Origin of the sequence: Allostreptomyces psammosilenae (assembly GCF_013407765.1) — a bacterium.
GTDB lineage: Bacteria > Actinomycetota > Actinomycetes > Streptomycetales > Streptomycetaceae > Allostreptomyces > Allostreptomyces psammosilenae.
The window spans coordinates 1,060,201-1,087,008 of sequence record NZ_JACBZD010000002.1; the positions used below are offsets into that span (position 1 = coordinate 1,060,201).

At 76.7% G+C, this 26,808-nt stretch carries 15 protein-coding genes; 3 read left to right on the forward strand and 12 right to left on the reverse strand.

The annotated features are described in order from the left end of the window. Window positions 1-15: 15 nt before the first annotated feature. The 5 genes from FHU37_RS29465 to FHU37_RS26755 form a co-directional block, all read right to left on the reverse strand. Window positions 16-1,389: a PP2C family protein-serine/threonine phosphatase gene (locus tag FHU37_RS29465; RefSeq protein ID WP_179817193.1), complete on the reverse strand. Its 1,374-nt coding sequence runs from the start codon at window positions 1,387-1,389 to the stop codon at window positions 16-18. Beyond that, window positions 1,386-4,064: a serine/threonine-protein kinase gene (locus FHU37_RS26740; protein WP_246451311.1), complete on the reverse strand. Its 2,679-nt coding sequence runs from the start codon at window positions 4,062-4,064 to the stop codon at window positions 1,386-1,388. The genes FHU37_RS29465 and FHU37_RS26740 overlap by 4 nt, the downstream gene beginning before the upstream one ends. Before the next feature lie 79 nt (window positions 4,065-4,143). Beyond that, window positions 4,144-5,553: a hypothetical protein gene (locus FHU37_RS26745; RefSeq protein ID WP_246451312.1), complete on the reverse strand. Its 1,410-nt coding sequence runs from the start codon at window positions 5,551-5,553 to the stop codon at window positions 4,144-4,146. A gap of 66 nt (window positions 5,554-5,619) precedes the next feature. Further along, window positions 5,620-6,666 carry a glutamate ABC transporter substrate-binding protein gene (locus FHU37_RS26750; protein ID WP_179817194.1) on the reverse strand — a complete coding sequence of 349 codons (1,047 nt, stop codon included), beginning with the start codon at window positions 6,664-6,666 and terminating at the stop codon, window positions 5,620-5,622. A 64-nt stretch (window positions 6,667-6,730) separates the two neighbouring features. Continuing rightward, window positions 6,731-8,377 (reverse strand): GlnX family signal transduction membrane protein, encoded by a 1,647-nt coding sequence (locus FHU37_RS26755; protein ID WP_179817195.1) that lies wholly within the window; start codon window positions 8,375-8,377, stop codon window positions 6,731-6,733. 450 nt (window positions 8,378-8,827) lie between these two features. Between FHU37_RS26755 and FHU37_RS26760 the strand changes: the two genes are divergently transcribed. Continuing rightward, a complete protein-coding gene (locus tag FHU37_RS26760; protein ID WP_179817196.1) occupies window positions 8,828-9,403 on the forward strand; it encodes an HNH endonuclease in 576 nt (191 codons plus the stop codon). Window positions 9,404-9,704: 301 nt separating this feature from the next. Here the strand turns inward: FHU37_RS26760 and FHU37_RS26765 are convergent, their stop codons facing one another. The 3 genes from FHU37_RS26765 to malQ all read right to left on the reverse strand — a co-directional run bounded on the left by FHU37_RS26765 (window position 9,705) and on the right by malQ (window position 17,946). Beyond that, window positions 9,705-13,640 (reverse strand): glycoside hydrolase family 84 protein, encoded by a 3,936-nt coding sequence (locus tag FHU37_RS26765; RefSeq protein ID WP_179817197.1) that lies wholly within the window; start codon window positions 13,638-13,640, stop codon window positions 9,705-9,707. Window positions 13,641-13,984: 344 nt separating this feature from the next. Further along, a complete protein-coding gene (locus FHU37_RS26770; RefSeq protein ID WP_179817198.1) occupies window positions 13,985-15,481 on the reverse strand; it encodes an amidase in 1,497 nt (498 codons plus the stop codon). Between the two features lie 287 nt (window positions 15,482-15,768). Beyond that, on the reverse strand, window positions 15,769-17,946 hold the full coding sequence (gene malQ, locus FHU37_RS26775; protein WP_246451501.1) for a 4-alpha-glucanotransferase: 2,178 nt from the start codon (window positions 17,944-17,946) through the stop codon (window positions 15,769-15,771). A gap of 809 nt (window positions 17,947-18,755) precedes the next feature. Here malQ and FHU37_RS26780 point away from each other — a divergent pair. Beyond that, entirely contained in the window at window positions 18,756-18,986 is a 231-nt protein-coding gene (locus FHU37_RS26780; RefSeq protein WP_179817423.1) for a hypothetical protein, read from the forward strand. 254 nt (window positions 18,987-19,240) lie between these two features. On the opposite strand, the gene FHU37_RS26785 is transcribed toward FHU37_RS26780, so the two are convergent. The 3 genes from FHU37_RS26785 to pepN all read right to left on the reverse strand — a co-directional run bounded on the left by FHU37_RS26785 (window position 19,241) and on the right by pepN (window position 24,327). After that, window positions 19,241-19,930, reverse strand: a complete 690-nt coding sequence (locus tag FHU37_RS26785) for an ABC transporter ATP-binding protein (RefSeq protein WP_179817200.1) — start codon at window positions 19,928-19,930, stop codon at window positions 19,241-19,243. 118 nt (window positions 19,931-20,048) lie between these two features. After that, window positions 20,049-21,530, reverse strand: coding sequence for an ABC transporter permease (locus tag FHU37_RS26790; protein ID WP_179817201.1), 1,482 nt, complete (start codon window positions 21,528-21,530; stop codon window positions 20,049-20,051). A gap of 187 nt (window positions 21,531-21,717) precedes the next feature. Then, window positions 21,718-24,327, reverse strand: a complete 2,610-nt coding sequence (gene pepN, locus FHU37_RS26795; protein WP_179817202.1) for an aminopeptidase N — start codon at window positions 24,325-24,327, stop codon at window positions 21,718-21,720. Between the two features lie 276 nt (window positions 24,328-24,603). On the opposite strand from pepN, the gene FHU37_RS28765 reads away from it, so the two are divergent. Further along, a complete protein-coding gene (locus FHU37_RS28765) occupies window positions 24,604-25,239 on the forward strand; it encodes a GNAT family N-acetyltransferase (RefSeq protein WP_312892903.1) in 636 nt (211 codons plus the stop codon). A gap of 17 nt (window positions 25,240-25,256) precedes the next feature. Here the strand turns inward: FHU37_RS28765 and FHU37_RS26805 are convergent, their stop codons facing one another. Continuing rightward, a complete protein-coding gene (locus FHU37_RS26805; RefSeq protein ID WP_179817204.1) occupies window positions 25,257-26,777 on the reverse strand; it encodes a vanadium-dependent haloperoxidase in 1,521 nt (506 codons plus the stop codon). Window positions 26,778-26,808: the final 31 nt, after the last annotated feature.

The window sequence follows — 26,808 nt, forward strand, 5'->3', positions numbered from 1 at the left end:
GTGGCCGGGGCGTGGTCAGGACGCGGTGGCGGTGCCCGGCGGCGCCATGGGCAGGACGGCCACCGTGATGTTGTCGTGGCCGCCGCCGTCCAGCGCCGCGGCGACCAGGTCGCGCGCCGCGCCCAGCGGATCGGACGCCGGCCGGGACGGGAGCCGGCCGGCCAGGTCCCGCGGGTCCTCCAGGTGGTTCCACAGTCCGTCACTGCACAGCAGCAGCGTCCCCGGGCAGTCCGGATCCAGCCGGGCGAACCGCGCCTGGCTGCCCTCCGCGTCCGCGCCCAGCCATCCGGTGATGGCGTGCGCCCGGGGGTCCCGCCGCGCCTCCTCCTCGGAGAGCAGCCCGGCGGCCACCATGTCGGCGGCCCAGGAGTCGTCCTCGGTGAGGCGTTCCGGGGTGCCGGCGACCGCGCCCGCCGGCACCGGGCGGTCGGGCAGCCAGTAGGCGCGGCTGTCCCCCAGCCACCCCACCCAGGCCCGGTGGCCGCGGACCACCGCGGCCACCCAGGTGCAGGCCGGCGCACCGAGCTGGCGCCGGTGCGACGTGCGCGCCGTCCGCCCCTGCGGGCCGGGCACCCCGGGGTCGTCCAGGGCGCCCACGGCCGCCGCGGCGGCCTCGGCGGCGGCCCGCAGCGCGGCCTGGTCGTCGTCCCCCCGCTCCAGCAGCCGCCGGGCGGCCTCCAGGGAGGCCACGCAGGCCGCCTCGGAGGCCTCGTCGGCGCGGTTGGCGGAGGCGACCCCGTCGCAGACGACCGCCACGGTGACGGTCTCCCCGTCCGGCAGGGGGAGGGTGAGCAGGGCGAGGTAGTCCTCGTTGCGGCGCCGGCGCAGCCCCCGGTCGGAGATGCCGGCTCCCCCGGGCTGACGCCGCTCCATGTGGTCGCGGGGGCGGGGCTGGGCGTGGCCGCACTCCTCGCAGTACTCGTCGGTGAACACCTGGGCGGCGCCGCAGTTGACGCACACCCCGGCCTGCCCGCCCTGCCCGGCCTGCCCGCCCTGCCCGGCCTGTCCGGCCCGCCCGTCCGGCGCCTGCTCGGCGGTGGCCCCGGCCCCTCCGGCCGGTGCCTGCCCGGCGGGCGCCTGCCCGGCCGGGAGCGGCCCCGCGGAGCGTGCCGGGCGGTGCGGCTCGGTCCCGGGGCGCCCCGCCGCCGGCCGGTTCCGCCGGGCCGGCGGCGTGCGGCGGCCCAGCACCAGGGTGGGCGGGGAGTCCGGGACCTCCGAGCCGCCGGGGTGTCCGCTCTCCCGCCCGGGCGCGGTCCCGGCCTCCGGCGCGTCGGGGTCGGCGGACAGGGTGCGGCGGCGCAGGTCCACGCCGCACTGCTCGCAGTAGCGGTCGTCGGCGCCGGAGACGGTGCCGCACCGGGGGCAGGTGGTCCTCGTCGCCACGGTCACGTCCACGTCCTCGGGCGCACTCGGTTGGCCTGGTCCACCAGGGCGATGCGCAGTCGACGGTCCTCGGTGCGCCGGGCCATCTCCCGCAGGGACCTCTCCAGCCCCAGGCGGATGCCGTGGTCGGTGCACTCGTACCCAAGGATGTCCTCGACGGCCCCGGCGGTTCCCGCCGCCGGCGCCCCGTTCGCCCGCCCCGTGGCGGTGACCCAGTCCAGGGCCGAGTGCAGCACCTCCAGCCGCAGCTGGTGGCGGCGGGTGTCGTCCAGGGTGCGGTCGCCGAGGCCGACCAGCTCCTGGGCGGAGGCCAGCAGGTCCGAGCGCAGCGACTCCTCCGCCGTCCGTCCGTGCAGCCGGGCCCGGATCGCGGCGACCCGGGCGGGCACGTAGCTGTTGGACGTCGCCGGCACCTGCTCCAGGGCCTCCACCGCGCCGGCCCGGTCCCCGGAGGCCAGCAGCACCCGGGCCAGGCCGAAGCCGGCGCTCACCCAGCTGCGGTCGGTCGTCCACACCAGCCGGTAGTACTGCGCGGCGTTGTCGTACTCGCCGAGGAGTTCGGAGCAGGCGGCCAGCGCCAGCTTGGGCGCGGCCTCGCCGGGGAACGCGTCGTAGAGCGCGTCGAACGACTCGGCGGCCGGTTCGGGGTTGCCGGAGGCCAGCTGGAGGACGCCGCGGAACCACACCACCCGCCAGTCCTCGGCGGAGTCCCGGCCCAGCGCGGCGAGCTGGTCCAGCTCCGCCCCCGCCCCGGCGTACTCGCCGAGCTCCAGCAGCGCGTGCAGCCGGCGCAGCCGCACCTCCACGGACTCCACCGGGGCCGCCTCGAGCCGCTTCAGCGTCTCGCCGGCGTCCGGCGCCATCAGCGAGGCGAGGAAGGCCGCGGCCGGGTCGCCGGCGTCCACCCGGGGCAGCGGCAGGGCCAGCGCGGTCGCCCGCGGGTCCAGACGGCGCACGGCCGTCGCCCCGGCCGGTGGGGCGTCGCCGCCGTCCAGCACCGGGCGGGGCTCCACCAGCTCGGTGTCCGCGACGGTGCGCTCGTGACCGAAGAGCGTGGACAGCGCGGGCCTGGGCTCCCCGGTCTGCAGCGCCCGTATCTCCCGCAGCACCCCGGTGAGCTGGTCGGCCATCTCCTCCGCGGAGGCGAAGCGGCGGCGCGGATCGGGGTCGGTGGCCCGCAGCAGCAGCCGGTGGAACGACTCGTACCGGGCGAAGACCTCCGCCTCCTCCGGGCTCGGCAGCACGTGCCGACGCTCCCTGGCGAAGCCGGGGAACCTGCAGCTGAGGACGGCCATCATCCGGGCGACGGTGTACAGGTCGGAGGCGACGCTGGGCTCGTGCCCCTCCTCCAGCTCCGGCGCCTGGTAGCCGGGGGTGCCGAAGACGTCGGTGCCCTCGCCCTCCGGGCCCACCTTCCACACCGCGCCGAGGTCGATCAGCTTGAGGGTGTCCTCGGACTGGATGATGTTGTCCGGCTTCAGGTCGCAGTAGATCAGCCCCTGGCTGTGCAGGTAGCCGAGGGCGCTCAGCGACTCCAGGGCGTAGGCGATCACCTGCTCGACCGGCAGCGGCGCGCCGGCGCCGTGCTGCCGCCGGTGCTCCTCGGCGATCTGCCGCACGGACCGGCCGCCGACGTACGACATGACGATGTAGCCGTCGAGCAGCCCGGTGATCGGGTCCGGGTGCTCGACGAAGTTGAACACCTCGACGATGTTCGGGTGCGAGGCGGAGACCAGGTACTGGCGCTCCAGGCGGGCGGCCCGCATGGCGTCCTCGTCGCCGTTGTTCAGCAGGCCCTTGAGGACGACGAAGGTCTCCAGCTTGTGGTCCCAGGCCAGGTAGATCCAGCCCATGCCGCCGTGCGCCAGGCAGCCGCGCACCTCGTACTGGTCGCGGACCATGTCCCCGGGGTGCAGCTTGGGGGAGAAGGAGTAGCGGGTGCCGCAGTTGGTGCAGTAGCCCTCGGAGCGGCCGGACTGCCCGTCCCGGCTCCGGCCGACCGGCCGACCGCACTCGTGGTTGCTGCAGAACCGCTTGCGCTCGGGCACCTCCGGGTCGCTGAGCACCACGCTCATCGGGTCGACCCGCGGCACGCTCGGCACCGTCACCAGCCCGGCGCCGAGCCGGCCGCGCTGCTTGCTGACGGTGCCGGTGCGGGTGATCACCGACACCGAACCGCCGGAGCGTCCCGAGACGGTGCGCCCCGAGCCGGTGCGGCTGGACAGCCTGCCCGAGCCGGACCCGAGGGTGCCGTCCCCCGACCCGGTGCCGGTGCCGGTGGTGCCGCCGGCGCCGGAGGACGGCCCGGTGCCGGCGGCGGGCGCGGCCAGGCCGCACTCGTCGCAGAAACCGTCCTGCATGGTGCCGGAGCAGCCCGCGCGCGGACAGGGCGAGCCGTCGGGGAGGGAGGGGCGCTCCGGGATGCCGGTGCCGGCGGCACCGGTGGACGTCGCCGTCCCGGTGCCGCGGGCGGCCGTGCCGGCCCCGGCGCCCGTACCCGTCGCCGTGCCCGTCGTTCCGCCCGCCGCCGTGGAGCCCGCCGTCGTGGAGGCCGTCGTGGAGGCCGTCCCGCCGGTCGCCGCGGTGCCCGAGCCGGAGCCCCCCAGCGGCGCGCGGCCGCACTCGTCGCAGAAACCGTCCTCGATCGTGCCCGAGCAGCCCGGTCGATCACACGCCGTCATCTCAGCCGTTCCCGTCCCACTCGCCCCACCGCCGGCACGACCGCCGGCGCCGCCACCGTCTCCACCGTCACCGTCACCGTCACCGCGGCCGCGCCAGCGCCTGCTGGTACCGCATCACCGCGGCCTCCGCCGCCCGCAGGTCGCAGGGGGCGGTCCACAGCAGTTGCCGCGCGTGGTCGTAGCGCTCGATCAGCTCACGGTCCTCCACCCGCCCCTGACGCGCCGCCTTGGCGCGGTACGCCTGGAGCAGCCCGCGCAGCTCCGCCCGCGCCGCCAGCGGGGCGCGCACCTCGGCCAGCGCCGCCCGGGCCCGCTCCAGCTCCCAGGCCGCCTCCCGCTCCACGTCCTCCAGGAGCGGCTCCAGATCGGTCCACCGGCCGGCCCGGCGCAGCCGGTCCGCCGCCGCCAGCCGCTCGTGCAGGAACGTCGACGGGCGGGGCAGCGCGGGCACGTCGGCCGCGGCGATCTTCGCCAGCACCTCGGCCCGCAGCGCCTGGGCGCTGGCGAGCGTGCCGTTCGCCTCGGCCACCGTGGCGACCACCCGCCGCAGCCGGTCCTCCGCCTCCTCGCGCAGCAGGAGCAGGCTCTGCACGTCGCCGCGCACCTCGTCCACGGCCCGCGCCAGCTGGTCGAAGCGGGTGGTGTCGACGCGGCCGTGGGCCTCGCGCGGGTGGGCGGCGCGCCGCTCTCCGGGAACCGGGCCGAACCCGCCGGTCACCGCCCGCGCCCCGGTCGCCGCACCGTTCGCCGCCCCGTTCACCGTGCCGTTCGCCGCCTCCGGGGCGGTGCGCGGCAGCCAGAACGCCAGCGGGTCGCGCAGCACGGCGGCGCGCAGCCCCTCCAGGTCGGCGCGGATCGCCGCCAGCACCTCCCGGGGGAAGGCGTCCTCCGCCTCCGGCACCTGGTCCACCGGGGCGGACCAGCCGGCGGCGGGCGGGTCGGTGGCGCGGGCCGCCTGCGCTAGCGCCTCCACCCGGGTCAGCTCGGCCAGCAGCAGGTCGACCCGCGGCGGGAGGTCCGACCAGACCGCGTCCACCGCGGCGACCAGGTCGGCCGCCTCCGTGTACCAGCCGCGCATGCGGTCCACGGTCTCCGCGAGGGTGAGGTCCTCGGTGGGGCGCTCCGGGCCGGTCAGCGTCCGCAGTTGTACCGGGTAGGTGATGCCGCTGAAGGACACCGACGGCCCGGTCAGCAGCTCGGTCAGCTCGGCCAGCTCGGCCGGTCCGGGCCGGCCCCGCCGCTGGCGCACCTGGTTGGCCGCCCGGATCGTCTCCCGGTAGGCGTCGAAGTACTGCCACAGCAGGTCCCAGTGGGCGCGGACCTGCTGCCAGCGCTCCTGGGTGGCGCCGCTCAGCCGGGCACCCTCCAGCAGGCGACGGCCCGGGTGCTGGTCCAGCGCGAGCAGCGAGGACTCCACGGCGTCCAGCTCACCGGTTAGCCGCTCCAGCGCCTCGTCCACCTCGTCCCGGCTCAGTACAGCTCCGGACACGCATCCCACCTCCTTTCGCGCCCGCGCCCTCTCGCGGCCGGCGTCCGTCCGTCTGGTTGCCGCGGGTCAGTCGTGCCACAGCGGGGCCGGCGGCGGCTCGGCGGGCCCCATGTGCTCCGCCAGCCAGAAGTCGTAGCTGGCCCGCCAGCTCTCCCCGGGCTCCGTGCTGTCGCTGGCGAACCACCGCTCCAGCACACCGTTGACCACGCGCAGCAGCGCCTGGTCGTCCCGGTCCACCACCACCCCGTACAGCTCCTCGGTGAGCAGCGGCCCGACCGCCTCCATCTGGGGGTCCTGCGCCGCCTGACCGGCCTGCAGGGCGCTGTCGCTCAGCGTGGCGTCCACCAGGCCGCGCTGCAGCCGGACCAGGCAGTCGAGCTGCTCGCCCGTGGTGACCACCTCGACCCGGTGCGCGGGATCCGCCAGCTCCGCCTCGCCGGTGGAGCCCTCCGCCGTGCACACCGGGCGTCCGGCCAGGTCCGCGATCGACGTGAAGCCCGAGCCCTTCGGGACGAGCAGCTGCTGCCCGGAGGTGAAGTAGGGCGTGGAGAAGTCGACGCCCTCGATCTCCTCGCGCTCGCAGGTACTGGTGACGGTGCGGACCATCAGGTCCACCTCGTTGTTCCGCAGCGCCTCGAAGCGCCGGGCGGTGGAGACGGTGCGGTACTCCACGGCGTCCTCGTCGCCGAGCAGCTCCTCGGCGATCGCCTTGACGATGTCGATGTCGAAGCCGACGAGCTGGCCGTCCGAGGCCTGGCGGTAGCCGAACAGGTAGCTGTTCTGGTCCACCCCGGCCACCAGCGTGCCGCGCTGCACGATCTCCTCGACGTCGGGGCCCTCGATCGGCCCGTCCGGGTTCAGGCTGATCCGCGGGTCGCAGTCGTCCGCCGCGGCGGCCGGGACCGCGGCGGCCGAGCCGGCCGCCGCCGCGGCGGGCGCCACGCTCCTCGGGGAGGGCGCGCCGGCGGCCACCCCCGGCAGCACGGCCAGCGCCACCGCCAGCGCGGCGGCCGACCGGCCGCGGCGGCCCACCCCGCCCCGCCGGGCAGCCCGCGGCCCGGCGTCCGCCGCGGCCCCCGCGCTCGGGTACCCCTCAGCCTCGCCCGTCGCCATCACCCTCGCCGCCCCCTCTCGTCCTCGCCATCGCCCCGCTCCCGCCATCGACGCGGCACCGCCGTCACCGGTACTCGGCCAACCGGCGGTTCAGGCCGACCAGACCGCTCGTCCCGGCGAGCGCCGCCAGCGCCACCAGGGCCGGCGCCAGGCCGGCCAGAGCCGCCTGCCCGCTCGCCGAGTACCGGTCGAACTGCCCGTACTCGTGCTGGATCGCCTCCCCCAGCGCCTGGTCCAGCGCGGCGAAGGCCGTGGTGGCGGTGAGATCGGTCAGCTCCACGGGCTCCGCCGGCGCTGCCCCGTCCTCCTCCGGTCCCGGCTGCGCGGTGGCCCCCACGAGCTCCACCGCCTCGGGGTACTCGCCGTTGTCGTCCTTGGCGCGGATGTGCTGGTGTACCACCCGCCAGTCGAGCATCGCCTGATCCGCCCGGGCCACCAGCTCCCGGCCGGCGCCGTCCTCGGCGAGGCCGGCCGCGTCGCCCAGTCCGCCGCCGAGCGGCTGGGCGGCGTACTCCTCCCGGAGCGCCTCCAGGTCCGGGTCCGGCCCGCTGCCGGCCACCGCCTCACGGCCGTCCAGCAGGGCGGTCCGGTCGACGAAGTCCGCCTCGAAGTCCGCTCCGGCACCGCGCAGCACCAGCGTCATGTTCTCCGCGCCGCGGGCCTGCAGGGCCTCGGCGCGGGCCGTGGTCAGGGTCCGCACCGAGGCGAACGCCTGCTCCTCGCTGCGCTGCAGCCGCTCCGAGGAGACCAGCCCGGCCGTCACCAGCCACGCCACCGTGCCCAGCACCAGGACGGTGGCGCCGGCCAGGCCCGGGTTGAGCACCCGGTGGGTGTGCCGGAACAGCCACAGCTGGGAGCGGCCGAGCAGCGCGAGCGCGGCGACGCCCAGCAGCACGGCCGCCCACGGCACCTCGGTCGCCCGCTCCTGGTCCTGCCGCACCTGGTCCGACTGCACCCGGTACAGCTGCTCCGCGGCCGGCAGGATGGTGTCGCGCATCAGCTGCGAGGCGGTGCGCAGGTAGGCGCCGCCCAGCGGGAAGTCCTGCCGGTTGTTGGCCCGCGCCGTCTCCACCAGCCCGGTGTAGACGGGCAGCTGGCTGTTCAGGACGCACACCTGCTCCCGCGCGCCGCCGGAGCCGTCCGCGCAGTCGGCGACCGTGGCGGGCGGCACGGCCCAGGCCCCCGGGTCCGCCGTGGCGTCCGGGCCGGCGGTGGGCCGTCCGGAGGCGGGCGGGGGCGCGGCGGCGGTCGGCGCGGAGAGCGACTCCGCCGCCCGCACGATGTACTCGGCGGCCCGGGCGATGTCCTCGTCGTAGCGCTGCCGCAGTTCCGGCGGCGCGACGCTGCCGGCCAGGAACGCGGCCGAGGCCGCGGCGTCGGCGTCCGCGAGCAGCCGGTGTATCTCCCCCGCGTCCGTGCTCAGGCGGGCGTTCTCCCGCAGGTCGGCCGCGGCCGACTGCCGGGCGGCCACCGACATGGCGCCCAGCACCGCGAACGCCGACAGCACCAGCACCAGCCCGGTCGCGTAGCCGCGCAGCCGCCCCGGGGTGGTGTGCGGCAGGACCGCCCGCAGCCAGCGGGGCAGGCGGGGCCCGTCCGGCGCGCCGCCGCCCGTCGCGGGCGAGCGCCCCGGCCGCCGCGGGGCGGGCACGGCCGGGGACGCCGGGCCGGCCGTCACTACGGGAGCCGCCGCGCCGGGTGCCGTGGTCACGCGCGCCCCCCGTCCCGCCCGGCGCCGGACGCGCGGAGCACCCGGCCCCATCCCTCGCGGTGCCGTGTCATGGCGTCCCCTCCCATGCCGCTCCTCGGCCGCCAGTATGCGGCCCGTTCGTACCCGCCAGGCACCGCTTTCCGCCCCCGCGGGGACGCGTTTCGGCCACGGCCGGCCACCGGCCACCCCCTGCCGCCCCCGGTGTTCCCCGCCCCGACGGAGCCGGAACGCCGGGCGGGACCGCCATGGCCGCGCCGATCCGCTTCCTACCCCACTCGTCTGGCACGGACGCCGATCCTCCCCGGGCCGGTTGCGCACCGTACGCGACCGCCGGGTGAACAACGGATGTCATGCGTGGACATCTGCTGGCGGGGATCGGGCAACTACGGCCACACTGGGAGAGATCGTCCCGGCGCGAGCCACGCGCCGCCGGCGGATAAGGAGGCATTCGTGCCGCATGTCCTCGTCCTGAACGCGTCACACGAACCGCTCGGGGTCGTGTCGATGCGCCGAGCCCTGGTGCTGGTGCTCACCCAGAAGGCGGTGTGCCTGGAGGAGTCAGGCGCGGTCGTCCGTGGCGCCACCCACACCCTCCCCGTGCCCAGCGTGGTACGCCTGACCCGCTTCGTCCGCATCCCCTACCGCGGACCGGTCCCGCTCACCAGGCGGGCGCTGTTCGCCCGGGACCACGGGCGCTGCGTCTACTGCGGGGCCGTCGCCACCAGCGTCGACCACGTCGTGCCCCGCAGCCGCGGCGGCACCCACACCTGGGACAACGTGGTGGCGGCCTGCCGCAGCTGCAACCACCTCAAGGCCGACCGGCCCATCACCGAGCTGGGATGGCGGATCCGTCCGGCCCCCGCCCCACCGCACGGGCTGGCCTGGCGCATCATCGGCACGGGGCACCGCGACCCCCGCTGGCTGCCCTACTTGCGCCCCTACGGCGGCGACCAGTACGTGGCCTCCCGCCGGGCGGCGACGGCGGCGCTGCGCGAGGGAGCCGAGCTGGACGGCATCGGGGCCTGACACCGGGGCGGAGTCCGGCCGGCGGGACGGCCCGTCCCGGTAGCCGGACCCCGGCGCTTCCCCCGAGGCGCCGGACCCCGGCGGGAACGCCCGGGCACTCCGCCGCCATCCCCCTCCGGAGGCGGGGAGCCGCCCGGGCGTCAGCAGGTAAGACGCGCTGCGCCGCGTTTGGTTGCACCCGCCGGAGGATCCACCGAGGGGGGACTTCCGTACGTAGCGGTAACCCCCGCTCGCCCCGAGCAGTGGTGACACACGGTGGCCACCGCCGGCGACTGGGAGGCTCCGGCCGGGGCCCCGGCTGTCACTCGGCGACCGCCCGCACCTCGACGTCCACCAGCGAGTAGCCGAACTTGGTGGCCCGCCGCACGCCCTGCACCCGGACGAACCGGGTGTCGGCCGCGTCCATCCGGACCGTCTCCACCCCGCCGCGCCCATCGGTCACGGTGGCCGCCGTCCGCCACTGCCGCCCGTCCGAGGACACCTCGATCCGGTAGGCCGCCGCGTAGGCGTCCTGCCAGCGCAGCACCACCTCGCCCACCCGCCGCGGGCGCCCCAGGTCCAGCAGCAGCCAGGCGTCGTCGTCGGCCGGGGAGGACCACCGCGTCAGCGGGTCGCCGTCCACCGCCGCGGCGGCCGGGAAGTCCGGCGTCTCGTCCCCGGACGAGGTGGCCCCGGCCTCCGCCGCGAGGTCGCGCGAGCCCACCGCCGGATACGCCCCCACCGTCACCACCTGCTCCACCACCCGGCCCTCCGCCTCCAGGCGCACCACCAGCCGGCGCTCCCCGGAGGGCGCGTCGGCGGCGGCCACCACCTCGACCGGCACCAGCAGCGAGCCGCCCCGCGGCAGCGTCACCCGCTCCGGCGCGGAGGCCGTCACGCCCGTGCCGTCCACCGACACACGCACCGCCACCTCGACGTCGCGGGCCGCCGCCGAGGTCAGCCGCAGCGGCACCCGCACCGGGTCGCCGCCGATCAGCGGCTGCGCCCGCGCGCTCTCTGCCCGCGCGTACACGCCGGGGGTGTCCGCGTAGCGCGGCACGACCTCGAAGAGCTGGAGCCCGTCAGTGCCCTCCGGCCAGGTCACCCGCACCGCGTCCACCCGCACGTCGGCGGCGTCCCACTCGTTCCAGCCGCCGCTCAGCTCACCCAGCTCCCGCCAGGAGCCGTCGGCGGCACGCACCTCCACCCGGGCCGGCGGCACCGCGTCGGCGTCCAGGCGCGGATCGGCGGGGGCGGCCGCCACCGCGAGCCGCTCCAGCGGCCGCTCCTCGGACAGCCGCACCACCAGCGCCGAGCCGTCCGCCGTCACCGGGAACGCCGTGCCGAGGTCGCCGTCCACCGCGCGCCTCGGCCCCGCGGCGTCGTCGCCCGACACGGTCGGCCACGCGCCCTCCGCCGGGGCGTCCGGCGGGATGTCCGCCGGGACCTCTGGCGCGACGTCCGGCGGGACCTCCGCGGGCCGGCCCTGCGCGCCGCCGTCCTCCGCGCCCTCCGCGGCGGCGCCGTCGGCGGGACGCCCCTCGGTCGGCTGGTCGTCGGCGGGCACGGGGACCACCTGGGCCCGCAGGCCCACGGCGTCCGGCGCCCGCACGGCGAACTCACGGACCGCCACCGCGTGGTCCTGCGCCGCCGTCGCCCGCAGCCGCAGGTACCGCGCCGCCGTGCCCTCCGGCAGCGTCACCTCCACCGTCTCCGAGCCGCTGACCCGCCCCGCGCTCAGCCACCCCCCGGCGCCGTCGGAGTACTCCAGCTCCGCCTCCACCAGCACGTCGCCCGCCCCCGGGTCGCCGGGCACGCCGCTGCCCAGATCCACCCGGACCGCCTCCACCGGGCGCACCGTGCCCAGGTCCACGCCGACGGCGTCGCCCGGCTGCGGCGCCGTGCCCGACCAGTAATAGGTGTCCGAGCGGCCGTCCACCATCGCCTCCGGGCCGTGGTCCTGGGCCTGCGGCATGGTGGTCGTCGCCCGGCGGCCGTCCCCGGCCACCCCGGCCCAGGCGTCGTGCCGGGCCAGCACCCGCTCCACGAACGCGTCCAGCACCCCGACCCCGACCTCCTGCGGGGTCTCGGCCAGCCGCCGCGCCGCCCGCTGCGCGGCCAGCCGCTGCCGCCAGGCCTCCGCGCCGTCCCCGCCGCGCAGCGCGGTCAGCGCGTCCACGGCGGCCACCCCGGCCTCGCCCCGTCCCGCCAGCTCCTCCAGCCACGGCCCTACCTCCCGGGCCAGCTCCCCGTCCGCCAACCCGGCCAGCGCCTCCGGGACGGTGCCCAGCTCCGCGAGGTCGGCGCGCAGCGCCCGCGCGGCCTCCGCCAGCGGCGCGTCGGCACCGGAGGCGCCCGAGGCGGAGGTGGCTTCGGCCTCCTCCAGCGCGGCGATCCGGGCGGCCAGCGGGGAGGACTCCTCCTCGCGCAGCGGCGAGGAGGCGCTGTTCTCGGCGAGCAGCCGCAGCGCCCGCTCGGCGGCCGGATCCCCGCCGGCCAGCCGCCGCAGCGCCACCTCCCACGACGCCTGCGCGTCGTACCCCTCCGGGTTCCAGGCGAAGTCCCCGCTGGTGGACAGCGCGATCCGGGAGGCCACCGGCTGCGCCATGGCGTTCGCCAGCAGCGCCGCCGACCCGGTGGCCACCTCCGGCGCGCGCCCGGTGTACGGGCCGAGGAAGAGCCGCCCGGAGTCGTAGTCGTTGACCGGGTAGTCGTCCATGGTCACCAGCGGGTGGCCGACGGCCGCGCGGGCCTCCGCCACCTGCTCGGCGGTGATCTCGGCCGGCACCACGCCGACACCCGTCCAGGCGACCCGCACCGAGGGGTGCAGCGCCTCGGCCAGCGCCGTGCGGTACTCGGTGGCGCCGTCCTGGTGGTGCTCGGTCGGCAGCAGCCACAGCGAGGGCGCCTGCGGATGCCGGGCGGTCAGCCGCTCCCACACCTCGCCCACCAGGTGCGCCTGGGCGCGCGCGGCGGCCGTCGGACCGCTGCCGAACAGCTCGCCGTCGGTGCCGCAGTGCCACTCGCTGTAGCTGACGTCCTGGAACTGGATCTGGAAGCGGCGCACGCCGAGCTCCCACAGCGACTCCAGCTTGGCGGTCAGCGCCTCGGCGTCGGCCGCGGAGCCGTGGCAGATCGACTGCCCCGGGGCCACCGCCCAGATCAGCTCCACGTGGTTGGCCCGCGCCCGTGCCACCAGCTCCCGCACCTCGTCGGCGCGGTCCGCCGGGTACGGCTCGCGCCAGCGGGCGCGGCGGTAGGGATCGTCGGCGGGCGCGTAGAGGTAGGCGTTCTGCTTCGTCGAGCCGAGGAAGTCCAGTTGGGCGAGGCGCTGCTGATGGCTCCACGGCTGGCCGTAGAAGCCCTCCACCAGGCCGCGCACGGGGGTGCCCGGCCAGTCCCGCACCCGGACGGCGGGCAGCGCGGGACCGGCGTCGGACCCCACCACGAGCTGCCGCAGGGTCTGCACGGCGGCGAAGGTCCCAGCCCCGTCCACCCCGGCGAGCACCACCGTGCCGGCGCCGACCGCTGCGGACGGCCCGGCCGGGGGCGCGGCCGCGTCGCCCTCGCCGCCCGTTCCGTCGCCGCCCGTACCGCCGTCGGCGTCGAGGGTGCCGACGGCCAGCACGTAGCCGCCGGCCGGGAGCCCGTCCGGCCCGGCGGCGGACAGCCGCTCCAGCGCCGCTGCCACCCCGGCGCCACCTTCACCGGAGACATGGATGGTCAGCGCGTCGTCGACGGCCGCGTCGGCCTCCGCCGCACCCTCCGCCGCGTCCTCCACGATCCGCACCCCGGCCGCCGTCAGCAGCCCGCGCAGCGCCCCGAGCGCCGCCGGGTCCGCGCCCGGGTGCGCCACCAGCCGCACCGTGCGGGTCAGCACCACGCCCTCGCCGGCGACCGACACCTCCCGGGGACGCGGCGTGACCTCGGGCGCCGCCAGCTCCCCGACCCGGACCGGGGCGGTGGCGGGCTCCGGCCCCCGGCCGAGGCCGTCCCGCGCCGCCGACTCGGCCGCCGCGTCGGCGGCCTCCCGGGCCGTCGTCACCTGGGAGGGCTCGGTCTCCCGCGGCCTGCCGGCGTCCCCGGACGCGTCCGCCGCGGTGTCGGCAACCGTGGTCGGCAGCGGTTCCTGCGCGGCGGCGGCCGACAGGCTGCCGCCCAGGACGACCACCGTGGTCAGGCCCGCGAAGGCCCGCAGCCGGGTCCGCCGGCGCGGCCGCGCGGGCCGGGATCCGTCATCGGCAGGGCGGTGCATCATCCCGCAACACCTCGCACATCGTCGCTCGGGTGACTGGTGCACATCACCGGCCCCCGGACCGTCCCGGGCAGGCCGTGCCGCCGCCACACCTCACCACCCGCCCTACCGGGTGTCAACATCCGTCGCTGCCCGCCGCAATGGTCAGCTCTGATGAGTAATGCGCGGTGGCAGGGCCCGGCGCCGGGCCGGAAACCCCCGCGCGACCAGGCGGAACGGCGCCCCGAACGGGCTCGCGGGCGGGGGGCGCGGGCGGGCGGGGACGCGCGGACCGGTCCGCGCCCGCGCCCGCGCGCCGCGGCCTCACGCCCGGGCCGCGCGCCCGCCGCCGCGCCCCCGGCGCCGTCTCACCACAGCGGGGAGCGGCGGTGCGCCCACGGCCGGGCGGCCTCCAGCTGGCCCGCGAGCTGGAACAGCGCCGCGTCCTGCCCCTGCCGGGCGGAGAGCATGACCCCCACCGGGACCTCCCGGCCCGGGTCCAGCGGCGACGGCGCCCAGGACAGCGGCAGCGACACCGCCGGCCGGCCGGTCAGGTTCCACAGCATGGTGTAGGGGGTGAAGTCGGTCTGCGCCTCGAAGTCCGCCTCCGGCGCCTCGTCGTCGCGGAGCGCGCCCACCTCCGCGGGGAGCTGCGCCAGCGTCGGCGTCAGGACGGCGTCGAACTGGTCCACGGCGCGCGAGGCGCGGCGGGCCACGGTCTGCATCGCCGCCAGCGCCCGCACGTACTCCACGCCGCCGACCTCCTTGCCGCGCTCGCGCAGCCAGCGGGTGATCGGCATCAGCCGCTCCTCCCGCTCCGGCGGCACCGAGGTGTAGGCGGCCATCACCGACCACACCGCGGAGAACGATTCCCGGTCGCCCTCCCGCATCGGCTGGTGCGCGTCCACCACCTCGTGGCCCAGCGACTCCAGCAACGCCGCCGCCTCGTCCCAGGCGTCCAGGCACGCCTGGTCCGGCTTCAGCCCCGCACGGTCGGTCTCCACCCAGCGGCCGATCCGCAGCCGCCGCGCCGTGCGGCCGGTGTGCTGGGCCTGCCGGAACCCGTCGGAGGCGTACTGGGCGAAGTTCTCCCCGGTCAGCAAGGGCGCGGCGGGGAACGGGTCGCCGGGCTCGGGGCGCGACATGGCGTCCAGGAGCAGCGCGGCGTCCAGGACCGTGCGGGCGATCGGGCCGTGCACCGCCAGCCCGGAGGCGTCGCCCCCCGGCGCGGTCGTCACCCGGCCGCGAGACGGCTTGAAGCCCACCAGGCCGCAGGCGCTCGCCGGGATGCGGATCGACCCCGCGCCGTCGGTGCCGTGCGCGGCGGACGCCAGCCCGGCGGCCACCGCGGCGGCGGCGCCCCCGCTGGAACCGCCGGCGCCGAGCCGGAGGTCCCACGGCGAGCGCGCCGGCGGGGCCAGCCGGTTCTCGGTGTAGGCCGGGAGACCGAACTCGGGGGTGTTGGTCTTGCCCGGCATCACCGTGCCGGCGTCGCGCAGCAGTTCCACCACCCGGGCGTCCTCGCGGGCGGGGCGGGAGCCGTCCATGGCGGCCGAACCGTAGGTGCAGGGCAGCCCCGCCACGGGCGTGAGGTCCTTGATCGGCACGACCGCGCCGAGCAGCGGCGGCAGCGGATCGACGTGCAGGCCCTCGCGGCGCGCGGCGCGGTACTGCACGGCCCGCCGCGCGAGTTCCTCGGCCTGTTCCCGCGCCCGTTCGGGGTTTACCGACAGATAGGCGCCCACCTCGTCGTTCAACCGTTCGATTCGGGCCAGATAATGCTCGGTCAATTCGACCGGGGAGAGTTTCCCGCGGCGGATCTGCTCGGTCTGCTCGGCCATGGTGAGGTCATGCGGTTGCGCCACGGGACACCAGCGTAGGCCCCCAAGTGGGTGAGGTGCCGCCGCGTCCGCGGCCTGAACCGATGAAGAACGCGTTAATGCGTGATTTCGGAGCACGGGGAGCGCTCTCGGGGCGCCAGGGGTGTCAGACACGCGGACGACACTCCCGGACGCGCCCGCCCGTCACCCCGCCACACCGCCGGGAACCCGGCCGGGCCACGGTCGGGCCACGGCCGGATCAGGCCACCCGGCGCCCCGGTCGAACACGCGGTCACGCGATCAGGCGACCGCGCGACCACGCGGTCGCACGGTCACCGGCGCGCGGAACGGGTGGCGAACACCCGGGCCAGCGAGCGCAGGCGGTCGCTGCGCACCAGCTCCTCCAGGGAGAGCGGGCGCCCCCGGGGGTCGGCCACCGGCAGCCGCCAGTTCGGGTACTCGTCGAAGGTGCCCGGGACGTTCTGCGGACGCCGGTCACCCACCCCGTCCGGCAGCCACACCCCCACCAGCCGCGCCGGAGTGCGCAGCAGGAACCGGTGCAGCGCCTCCACCACCCGCCGCTCCGCCAGCTCCTCACCCCCACCCCCGGCACCCGCCTCCCCGCCCCCGGCGCCCACCGCCTCCCCGGCCCCCTCCGGCAGCAGCCCGGCCTCCACCAGGATCCCCAGCCACTCCTCCAGCTCCACCGCGTCCGCCGCCAGCTCCCCCTCCAGCGCCGCCTCCCCGCCGAGCAGCCCGAGACGGTGCCGCAGCCGCACCGCGTCACCGGACAGCCGGGCCGCCGTGGGCGGCAGGTCATGCGTGGTCACCGTCGCCAGACACAGCTCACGCCAGCGCCCCGGCGGCAGCACCGGCGCCCGCCCGGACACCCCGTCCGCCCCACGGGCGTAGTCCCGTTCGAACCACAGCACGGAGGTGCCCAGCACCCCACGGTCCGCCAGCACCTCCCGCACCCCCGGCTCCACCGTGCCGAGGTCCTCGCCGATCACCGCCGTCCCCGCCCGGTGCGCCTCCAACGCCAGCAGACCCACCATCGCCTCCGCGTCGTAGCGCACATACGCGCCCGCGGTCGGCGGCGCCCCCTCCGGCACCCACCACAACCGGAACAGCCCCATCACGTGGTCCACCCGCACCGCCCCGGCGTGCCGCGACACCGCGCGCAGCAACTCCCGGTAGGGCCCGTACCCGGCCTCCGCCAGGGCGTCCGGCCGCCACGCCGGCAGCGACCAGTCCTGCCCGTGCGGGCTGAAGGCGTCCGGCGGCGCCCCCACCGTCACCCCCGGCGCCAGCACGCCCTGCAGCGCCCACGCGTCCGCCCCCTCCGGATGCACCCCCACCGCCAGGTCGTGCACCAGACCGATCGGCATCCCGGCGGCCACCGCCCGCCGCTGCGCCTCCGCCAGCTGCTCCTCACACAGCCACACCAACCAGCGGTGGAAGTCCACCCGGTCGGCCGCGTCCGCCCGCGCCCGGCGCACCGCGGCCGACCGCGGGTCGCGGAGGGCGGCCGGCCAGCTCCGCCAGGCCGGGCCGTGCCGCTCGGCGAGCGCGCACCACGTGGCGTGGTCCTCCAGGGCCGCGCCCTCCCGGGCCAGGAAGGCCCGGTAGTCGGCCTCCCGCCCCACGCCCCGCGCCACCCGGTGGACGATCTCCAACGCGGCGCGCTTGAGGGTCCACACCGCGTCCCGGTCGATCAGGGCGCCCTCGCGCAGCACCCCGCCGGTCAGCGCGCGGGCACGGGCCGCCAGCTCGTCCACCCTCGCCCGGTCCGCCGCTTCCAGGTGGGCGTACTCCGGCACCCGCTCCACCGCCAGGTACACCGGATCGGGGAAGCGGCGCGAGGAGGGGCGGTAGGGCGAGGGATCCGCGGGCGGCACCGGGATCGCCGCGTGCAGCGGGTTGATCTGCACGAAGCCGGCCCCCAGTTCACGGGCCGACCAGGAGGCCAGCTCGGCCAGGTCCGCGAGGTCGCCCATGCCCCAGGAACGGCGGGAGAGCACCGAGTACAGCTGCGCCATGAGCCCCCAGCCGGGCCCCGGGGGAGGGCCGAGCCGCCGGGGCGTCACCGCGAGCGCGCCCTCGGCGGTCACCTCGCCCCCGTCGCCCCGGCCGTGCTCCGCCCCCAACCGGGCCCGCAGCCGGTGCACACCCAGCGGCAGCCCCTCCGGCAGGCCGCGCCGGTCCGCGTACGGGGTGCGGGGGAGGTCGCGGATCTCCCCGCCGTCCTCCAGCTCCAGCCACACCTGAGCTCCCTCCGGCACCCGCACGGAACACGGGCGGCCGGCGACGGCGGTGGTGAAGGCCGGCAGCAGGCGGCGCCGGTCGCGGGCCGCGTACTCCTCCAGGGCGCGCCGACCGGCCGCCGCGTCGGAGGCGTCCACGCCGAACGCGGCCAGCACCGCCACCACCGTCTCGGCGGCCACCGGCAGTACCCGGCCGCCGCTCTCGTAGGAGACGTCGATGCCGTGCAGGGCGGCCAGGCGGCGCAGGTGATCGGGGAGGTGGTCGCCGCGCCGGCCGACGGTGGGCGTCGGCGCGGCCGGCGGGGCACCGGGCGGTTCTCCGCCGTCCGGCGGGACCCGGCCCGGCGTGGGCGGAGGGGCGCCGTCCGGCGAGCCGAGCACCTCCGCGCCGGCGCCCGCGCGGCCGTTCCCCCCGCCGTCGTTCGTGCCGCCGCCGTTCGCCCCGCCGTCCGCCGGCGGATCGTCGTGGAGTCCTTCGGGCCGTGCCACGGTGCACCTCCGGTCGTCGGAGCGACGGACTGTCAGACGGATACCCGCGGCGCCGCCCCCGGAAGCGGACCCGGACGGCAACATCCCGCCGGAACGAGCTGTCCCCGTCGTGCCGCGGCCCCGGTATTCAGCGCCGGCGTGTGGCCCGGTTTCCGCCCCGCGCTCGGCGTTCCCTCCCGGCTTGGGCGCGGGTACGGGACGCGCCCGGTTCGGACCTGGCCCGGGGGCCCGACCGCCCGCCCCGGACCCGGCGCGGAGATCCGGCGCCCGGAGATCAGGAGATCCGGTGGCGCCCGAAGACCGGGCCCGAAGAGCTGGCCCGGAGATCCGGCCCGAAGAGCCGGCCCGGAGATTCTCCGATCGGTGATTCCCGAGTTATCCACAGGCCGGAATTCCCCGCTACCGCCACGCCGATCACCCATGAGAGCGTGGAAATCGGGGGGACCACCAGGCCCTCCCTAGGGGCGTTTGAAGATTCACCGATCCGCGCCCCCGCCCCGCCCCCGGCGCGCCACCGCCCCCCTGCCCGCGGCTGGTCGGAGGGTGCCCGCTACCCTGAGGTCGTGATGAGGAATGCCCTGCGCGCCGGCGCCGTGACGGCCGGCACCACGACGCTGCTGATGATGTCGTCCCCCGCGTTCGCCCTGGTGCGCGACGACGGCGACGACCCGGGCTCCGGCCTGAGTGTCGCCGAGACGCTCGGGCTGTTCGTCGGCATCCCGCTGCTGTCCTTCCTCGTGATCGCCGGCCTGGTCATGCTGCCCGACATGCTGAAGGGCCGCCGGCGCGGCGCCTGACCCGCGTGGCGGGAAACGCGTGGGCCCCAGCGCCCGCCCTCCCACACACCTGAGCCGGCCGGCGGCACGGGCGCACCGCCCGTGCCGCCGGCCGGCCCCTCGTGCCCTCCCCGAGCCGTGCCCCGCCCCCGAAGGGCGCGCGGGCCCTCCGGAACGCGTGGTCGCCGGCCACCGGCGGCCCAGCCGCCGGGAGCCCAGCCGCCGGGAGCCCAGCCGCCGGGAGCCCGGCCGCGGGTGGCCCGGCCGTCGCTGGCTCAGCCGCCGGCCGTGGCGCTCTCCCGCAGGCTGATCCGTCCCTTCTTCAGCGTGGCCAGCCGTGGGGCCCGGCGGGCGATGGAACTGTCGTGGGTCACCATCACGAAGGTCAGCCCGCGGTCCTTCCACAGCCCCTCCAGCAGGGCCATGATGTCGTCCCGGGTCTCCTCGTCGAGGTTCCCGGTGGGCTCGTCCGCCAGGATCACCCGGGGTTCCTTCACCAGGGCCCGGGCGATGGCCACGCGCTGCTGCTGACCGCCGGACAGCTCCGAGGGCAGGTGGCCGGCGCGCTCGCCCAGCCCCACGGACTCCAGTGCGCTCGTGGCGCGGGCGCGGCGCTCCGCCGCCCTGACGCCCAGCGGGGCCAGCGCCGTCTCCACGTTCTCCTGCGCGCTCAGCGTCGGCAGCAGGTTGAACGACTGGAAGACGAAGCCGAGCCGCTCGGCGCGCAGCCGGGTGAGCTTGGCCTCGCTGAGCCGCGCCACGTCCACCCCGTCGAGCTCGATCGAGCCGGAGGTGGGACGGTCGAGGCCGCCGAGCATCTGCAGCAGCGTGGACTTGCCGCCGCCGGTCGGTCCCTGGATGACGAGCAGGTCGCCGTCCTCGATGGTCAGGTCGACGTCCTGCAGGGCCGGGACGGTGCGGTTCTTGGCCTGGTAGGTCTTGGTGACGCCGGTGAGCCGGTACATGGTCGGTGCTCCTCGAAGCGGCGGGGGACTGGGTGGGATCGCGGGCGGGCGGACCCGGGCGGTGCGCTCGCCCGGCGGGGGGGGGTGCCCGCCCGCGGTACGGGGGTGGCCGGCCGCGCTACTCCACGCGGCGGAGCGCGTCCGCCGGGCGGAGCCGGGAGGCCCGCCAGCCGCCGAGCAGGCCGGCGATCAGGCCCCCGGAGACGGCCAGGGCCACGGCCAGCGCGATCACCTGAGGCGACACCGGCGCGGTGAGCTGCACCTGCACCGTCTGGGTGGCCTGTTCGGCGATCTGCCGCATGCCGCCTCCGGGGCCGCCCATCCCGCCGCGCATCCCGCCGGGGCCGGTGATCGTGGACGGGGCCACCGAGGCCGACAGCGTGGGGGACAGGGCGCCGACCAGCGCCGCCCCGCCGAGGCCGAGCGCGATGCCCAGCAGGCCGCCGAGGACCCCCTGCACCAGTGACTCGCCCATCACCTGGCCGATCACCCGGCGGCTGCGCCAACCCAGCGCCTTGAGCGTGCCGAACTCCCGGACCCGGCGGGTCACCGCGGAGACGGTGAGCAGCGAGGCCACCGCGAAGGCCGCGATCAGCACGGCCACCGACACCCAGCGGCCCAGGCTGCCGGCCAGCTCGGAGGCGCTGGAGAGCGAGCCGGAGACCTGCTCGGCGAGGTCCGAGGCGTCGGTGACGGTGGCGTCCGGCAGGGCCTCGGCGATGGCGGACTTCACCGCCGGGATCCGGGTGGCGTCGGTGGCCTTGACGTAGACGGTGGTGACGGCGTCCTCCTGCTCGGCGAGGGCCTGGGCCTTCGCCAGCGGGATGTAGACGTTCGAGGAGGACGCCCCGCCGTCCGCCGTGGCGATGCCCACGATGGTGAAGTCCTCGCCGCCGACGGTGATGGTGCCGTCCACCGCGAGCTCCTGCTCGGCGGCGTAGCCGGAGTCCAGGAGTGCGACGGCCGCGTCGGCGTCGTCCTCGGTGAGCGCGCGGCCCTCGGTGATCTCCGTGGAGCTGAGCGGGCCGATGCCGCTCACCGCCGGGTCCACTCCGGTGACGGTGAACGACTCCACGTCGATGGCGGCGCCGGGCCCCTGGCCCTGCTCGGTGTTGTCGGAGGGGGGCGCGGCCGGCTGGCCGTCCCCGCCCTGGACGCGGTCGGCGAAGCCGCTGAAGTCGCCGCTGACCCGCACGTTGGTGAGGTTGAGCGCTCCGGTGGCGGCGGACACGCCGTCCAGGCCGGCCACCGTCTGCACGGTGGAGCCCTCCATGACGGACTGCCCCATGGCGGGCGTCAGCCGGTCGCGGACGGCGCTGTCGCCCTCCTCGGTGCCCTCGTCCTGGCCGAACTCGAAGCGGCCGGGGCCGCCGCCCTGGCCCTGCTCGCCCTCGCCGGGCGGGGTTGGCTCCTGGCTGACGGTGATGTCGGTGCCCACGCCGTAGAGCGAGTGCAGCACCTCGTCCTGCGCCTGCCGCATGCCGGTGGACACCGACGTCACGGTGATGACGAGGCCGATGCCCAGGGCCAGGCCGAGGGCGATGACGAGCGCTTGGCGCCGTCGGCGGCGCAGTTCGCGCCGCAGGTAGGTGAAGAACATGCCGATCCCCGGTTCGGGCCCGGTGAGGGCGCAGATGTGGTGGGACTCGGCGAGAACGTATGAGCGGTAGGTGAGAACTGGATGAGAGATGGCTGGGGGGCGTCTGGGAAACCGGTCACGGGCTGGAAACGCCCGGGTCCCGCCCGGCCGTGCACCGCGGGACGGTGTACGGCCGGGCGGGGCGGGCTCAGGCGCCCTGGGCCTCGCCGGCGGCGCGGTCGCGGGCCTGGGCGCGCAGCGCCCGCGCCACGCCGTCCCGCGACTCCACCACCAGGCGGCGCAGCGCGGCGGGCGGCTGGGCCTGCTCCAGCCAGGCGTCGGTGGCGTCCAGCGTGGCCTGCGAGACGTGGATGCTCGGGTACAGGCCGACCACGATCTGCTGGGCCATCTCGTGGGAGCGGGTGGCCCACACCTCGGCCAGCACCTCGAAGTACCGGGCGCGGTAGGGCTCCAGCAGCTCCCGCTGGTCGGTCTGCACGAAGCCGCCGATCACCGCCTCCTGCACGGCGTTGGGCAGGTCCTGGCGCTCGACCACCGACGCCCACGCCTCGGCCTTGGCCGCCGCGGTGGGGCGGGAGGCGAGGCAGCTGGCGGCGTGCCGCTCACCGGCCGCGGTGCGGTCGCCGGCCAGCTCGGCCTCGACCGCCTTCTCGTCCGCGACGCCCGCCGCCACCAGCCGGCCGAGCAGTGCCCAGCGCAGCTCGGTGTCGACCTTGAGGCCCTCCACGGTGACGCTGCCGTCCAGCAGGCCGCTCAGCAGGGCGAGCTGCTGCTCGGAGCGGGCCGCGGCGGCCAGCGCGCGGGCCCAGGCCAGCTGCTGGTCGCTGCCCGGCTCGGCGGCGAGCAGGTGCTGGTGGGCGGCGTCGGCCCAGCGGGCCAGGCCCTCCGGCCGCCACGCCGGGTCGGCGTACAGGTCCAGGGCCAGCTTGGTCTGGCGGTGCAGCGACTGCACCACGCCGATGTCGCCCTCGCGGTCGATGTTGCGCAGCACCAGCTCCAGGTACTCGCGGGTGGCGAGCTCGCCGTCGCGGGTCATGTCCCAGGCGGCGGCCCACAGCAGGGCGCGCGGCAGCGACTCGGCGAAGTCGGCCAGGTGCTCGGTGACCGTGGCGAGCGAGGCCTCGTCCAGCCGCACCTTGGCGTAGGAGAGGTCGTCGTCGTTGAGCAGGATGACGGCCGGGCGGGCGCGGCCGACCAGCTGCGGCACCTCGGTGCGGGCCCCGGTGACGTCCAGTTCGACGCGCTCGGTGCGCAGCAGCTTGCCGGTGACGTCGTCGCGCTCGTAGCAGCCGACGGCGATGCGGTGCGGGCGCAGCACGGCCTCGCCGCGGGCGCCGGCCGGGAGCGGGGGAGCCTCCTGCAGGACGGCGAACTCGGTGATGGTGCCGGCGTCGTCGGTGAGCAGGTGCGGGCGGAGCACGTTGATGCCGGCGGTCTCCAGCCATGCCCTGGACCACGCCTTCAGGTCGCGTCCGGAGGCCTCCTCCAGGGCCCCGAGGAAGTCGGCGAGGGTGGTGTTGCCCCAGGCGTGCGCGCGGAAGTAGCGGCGCAGGCCCTCGGTGAAGGCGTCGTCGCCGACGTAGGCGACGAGCTGCTTGAGGACGGAGGCGCCCTTGGCGTAGGTGATGCCGTCGAAGTTCACCAGGACGTCGTCGAGGTCGCGGATCTCGGCGACGATCGGGTGGGTGGAGGGCAGCTGGTCCTGCCGGTACGCCCAGGTCTTCATGGAGTTGGCGAAGGTGGTCCAGGCGTGCGGCCAGCGGCTGCCGAGGGCCTCGGCCTGGCAGGCGATGGAGGCGTAGGTGGCGAACGACTCGTTCAGCCACAGGTCGTTCCACCACTCCATGGTGACCAGGTCGCCGAACCACATGTGGGCCAGCTCGTGCAGCACGGTCTCGGCGCGGGCCTCGTAGGCGGCGTCGGTGACCTTGGAGCGGAACACGTACTGGTCGCGGATGGTGACCGCGCCGGCGTTCTCCATGGCGCCGGCGTTGAACTCCGGCACGAAGAGCTGGTCGTACTTGGCGAAGGGGTAGGGCCGGTCGAAGCGCTCCTCGAAGTAGGCGAAGCCCTGCTTGGTCACCGCGAAGAGCGCGTCGGCGTCGAGGTACTGGGCCAGGGAGGGGCGGCAGTAGATGCCGAGCGGCACGGTGCGGGAGCCGTCGGCGCTGGTGTAGCCCTCGTCGTGCACGGCCGTGTAAGGGCCGGCGATCAGCGCGGTGATGTAGGAGGAGATGCGGGGGGTGGGCAGGAAGCGCCACACCGCGGTGCCCTCCGCCGCCGGCTCCGGCTGCGGGGTGGGGGAGTTGCTGACGACCTGCCAGCCGGCCGGCGCGGTGACGGTGAACCGGAAGGTCGCCTTGAGGTCGGGCTGCTCGAAGGAGGCGAACACCCGGCGGGCGTCCGGCACCTCGAACTGGGTGTAGAGGTAGGTCTCCTCGTCCACCGGGTCGACGAACTTGTGCAGCCCCTCGCCGGTGTTGGTGTAGGCGCAGGACGCGGTGACGGTCAGCTCGTTCTCCGCGGCCAGGTTCGGCAGCGTGATGCGGCTGTCGGCGAACGCCTCGGCGGGCGGGAGCGGGGTCCCGTTGAGCACGATCTCGTGCACCTCGGGCGCGACCAGGTCGATGAAGGTGTCGGTGCCGGGCCGCGCGCAGGAGAAGCGGACGGTCGTGGTGGAGCGGAAGGTACCGCTGTCCCTGGCCGCGCTGAGGTCGAGGTCGATCTCGTAGGCGTCGACGGTCAGCAGGTCGGCCCGGGTGCGGGCCTCCTCCCGGGTGAGGTTCGTGCCTGGCACGGTGTGATGCTCCTTACGTCGGTGGTCCCGGCATCCTCCCACGCGCCCGTGCGGCGGGCGGGTAGCGCGGCGCGTCCCCCCGCCCGGCCTTCCGCCTCCCCCTTGCCACCGCTCGTTCGCAGTTGCAAGTGGTGTGCGATTAGGGTGGTGGTGGCGTGTTCCGGCGCGGCGTGCGGGCCGTGGAGCGGGAGGTTTCGGAAGGTGGCGGCTACCCGGAGCGGGGAGAGGTCCACGGCGGCGACCGCGGCGACGGGGCCGGTGGGGCCGTCGGTGCCGGTGGGGCCGGCCGGGGCGGGGAGTGGCCTCGCCGGAGGCGTGCGGGTCGGCCGCTACCTGGTGCGACCGGCGGGCCCGGAGGACGTGGGCGGGGCGCGCAGCGTCATGCTCGACACCATCTACGGGGACCTGCGCTCCGCCTACGTGCCGCGCTGGCACCGGGACGTCATCGACATCGAGGGCGGCTACCTGACGCCGGACCGGCACACCCTGCTGGTCGCCGAGCTCGAGGGCCTGGTGGTGGCCACCGGCGCGGTGCGCTCCCAGGGGCCGGCCCACCCGCCCAACCCGCGGTGGGTCGCCGAGCGCTTCCCCTCGGGGACGACGGCGCAGCTGTGCCGGGTCTACGTGCGCCCCGAGCACCGGCGGGCCGGGCTGGCCCGGGCGATCGTGCGGGAGCTGCGCGCCTTCGTGGCCCGGGCCGGCGGCTACCGGTCGATCTACCTGCACACCGACCCCGCGGTGCCGGGCGCCGAGGCGTTCTGGCGCTCGGTCGGCCGGGTGGTCTGCGACGAGCGGGAACTGCCGGGCGGCGGGCAGGGGATCCTGCACGTCGAGCTGCCGATGGGTTCCGCCACCGCCGACGCCGACGGCTCGCCGGGAGGCGGCGAGCCGTCAGATCGTGGCGGAGAGTGATCGCCGCCCGGGTTCCGTCAGATCACCTCCGAACCCCCGTCGAAGCGCCGCAGGGTCAGTGAGCCGCGTTCCGCCGTGATCGCGGTGACCTGGCGCAGCAGGGCCACGGCGATCCGCTCGCCCAGTCGGACGCCGGCCGTGTAGTCGGTGCGCCAGTGCACTCCGGCGATGTTGCGGGCGATCGAGATGTTGCCGGCGAGCTTGTCCAGTTCCCCGCCGACCGTCATCCGGTCGGCGTCGTCCCCGGTGTAGGGGATCAGCCGCAGGCCGTCGGCGTCCGGCTCCACCGGGTCCTCGATGGGGGCGGAGCAGTCGTACCAGGCCTTGAGCAGCGTCACGCAGGCGCCCACGGTGGCGGCGTGCCCGGCGCCGTAGGCGGGGTGGAGCGGGCTGCCTCCGCTGTGCGCCTGGGGCAGCAGGCGGCTGCCGAACCGCTCGTACGTCTCGGCGACGGCGCGGGAGCCGAGGACGGCGGGGTGGATCATGTCGTACCGGCGGGTGCCGGCGAGATGGCGGTGGACCAGGCCGCCGAACTCCTCCGGGCGTGCCCGCCGGTGGACGTACCACTTCAGGTACCACACCGCGCGCATCGCGCGGATGGCGACCTCGGCGACCAGCGCCAGTGCGTGCGGAGGCCCGTAGGTGCCGAAGGCCTGCTCGGTCACCGCGGTCCGGTAGGGGTTGCCGGGGTCCACCGGCGCCGTGGTCTGGAGGATCTGCGCTGCCCCCAGGGCGGCCTGGTAGACGTGGTCGTAGCCCACGTAGTGCGCGAGGTCGCGCGGGGTGCGCAGGTGGTAGCGGTTGTGCTGGTCGCGCGGCACCTGCGGCAGCGGCTGGCCGTTCTGGCAGGCCAGCCAGGTCGGGTAGTCGGTGAGGTGGTCGAGGCCGGGCGGGGGGACGTCCTGACGCTGCGGGACGCGCAGGGTCCCGTTCGGGATGTCCCGCAGCAGGTACTGCGAGACGTAGGGGCCGACCAGCTCGCCCGGGGCGTCCCCGCGGAAGAGCGTGGCCGGCGTGACCCGGCCGCACAGCCGGGGGCCGCGGTAGCCGGGCAGGCCGTCGAGCTCCTCGGCCGCCGCCGCGACCCGCCGGTCGGCCGCGAAGTCCCGGAACGGGACGTCGCGGCAGAGCGCCATCCAGTACAGCTCCACCGCCTCCGCGGAGTGCTCCGCGCCGTCCACGCGCGGCGCCGGGGGGATCGGGAAGGCCTGCGGGTCGGGGCCGAGGAGCTCGAAGGCCGCGCCCGCGCGGGGGTTGAGCAGGTGCCGGCCGCCGGGGGTTCCCAGCGGTACCGCCTCGAAGTGGCGCTCCTCGCCGGTGGCCAGCGCCCGCAGCAGGGCCTGGTAGGCAGCCGGGTCCACCTCGCCGTTCCCGTCGTGCGGGAGGCCCTTGGAGAAGTTGGCGAGGTAGGGGTAGTCGACCTCCTCGCCATTGGCCAGGTGCCGCGGGACGGCACGTCCGTACTCCGACCTGGCCGCCGCCACGCGCACGGCGCGCGCCCGCGTCCGGCGGTCCCCCGTGAAGCCGTTGTCGCCCACGCGGTGCCCTTCCTCTCCTGGGTCGCGGGCC

Bases quoted from the DNA above. Each gene is read 5' to 3' on its own strand.
- FHU37_RS26785 (WP_179817200.1), bottom strand. From the start codon at position 19,930: ATGTACCGGCTCACCGGCGTCACCAAGACCTACCAGGCCAAGAACCGC.
- FHU37_RS26780 (WP_179817423.1), top strand. From the start codon at position 18,756: ATGAGGAATGCCCTGCGCGCCGGCGCCGTGACGGCCGGCACCACGACG.
- FHU37_RS26750 (WP_179817194.1), bottom strand. From the start codon at position 6,666: ATGGCGACGGGCGAGGCTGAGGGGTACCCGAGCGCGGGGGCCGCGGCG.
- FHU37_RS26740 (WP_246451311.1), bottom strand. From the start codon at position 4,064: ATGACGGCGTGTGATCGACCGGGCTGCTCGGGCACGATCGAGGACGGT.
- FHU37_RS26790 (WP_179817201.1), bottom strand. From the start codon at position 21,530: ATGTTCTTCACCTACCTGCGGCGCGAACTGCGCCGCCGACGGCGCCAA.
- FHU37_RS26765 (WP_179817197.1), bottom strand. From the start codon at position 13,640: ATGATGCACCGCCCTGCCGATGACGGATCCCGGCCCGCGCGGCCGCGC.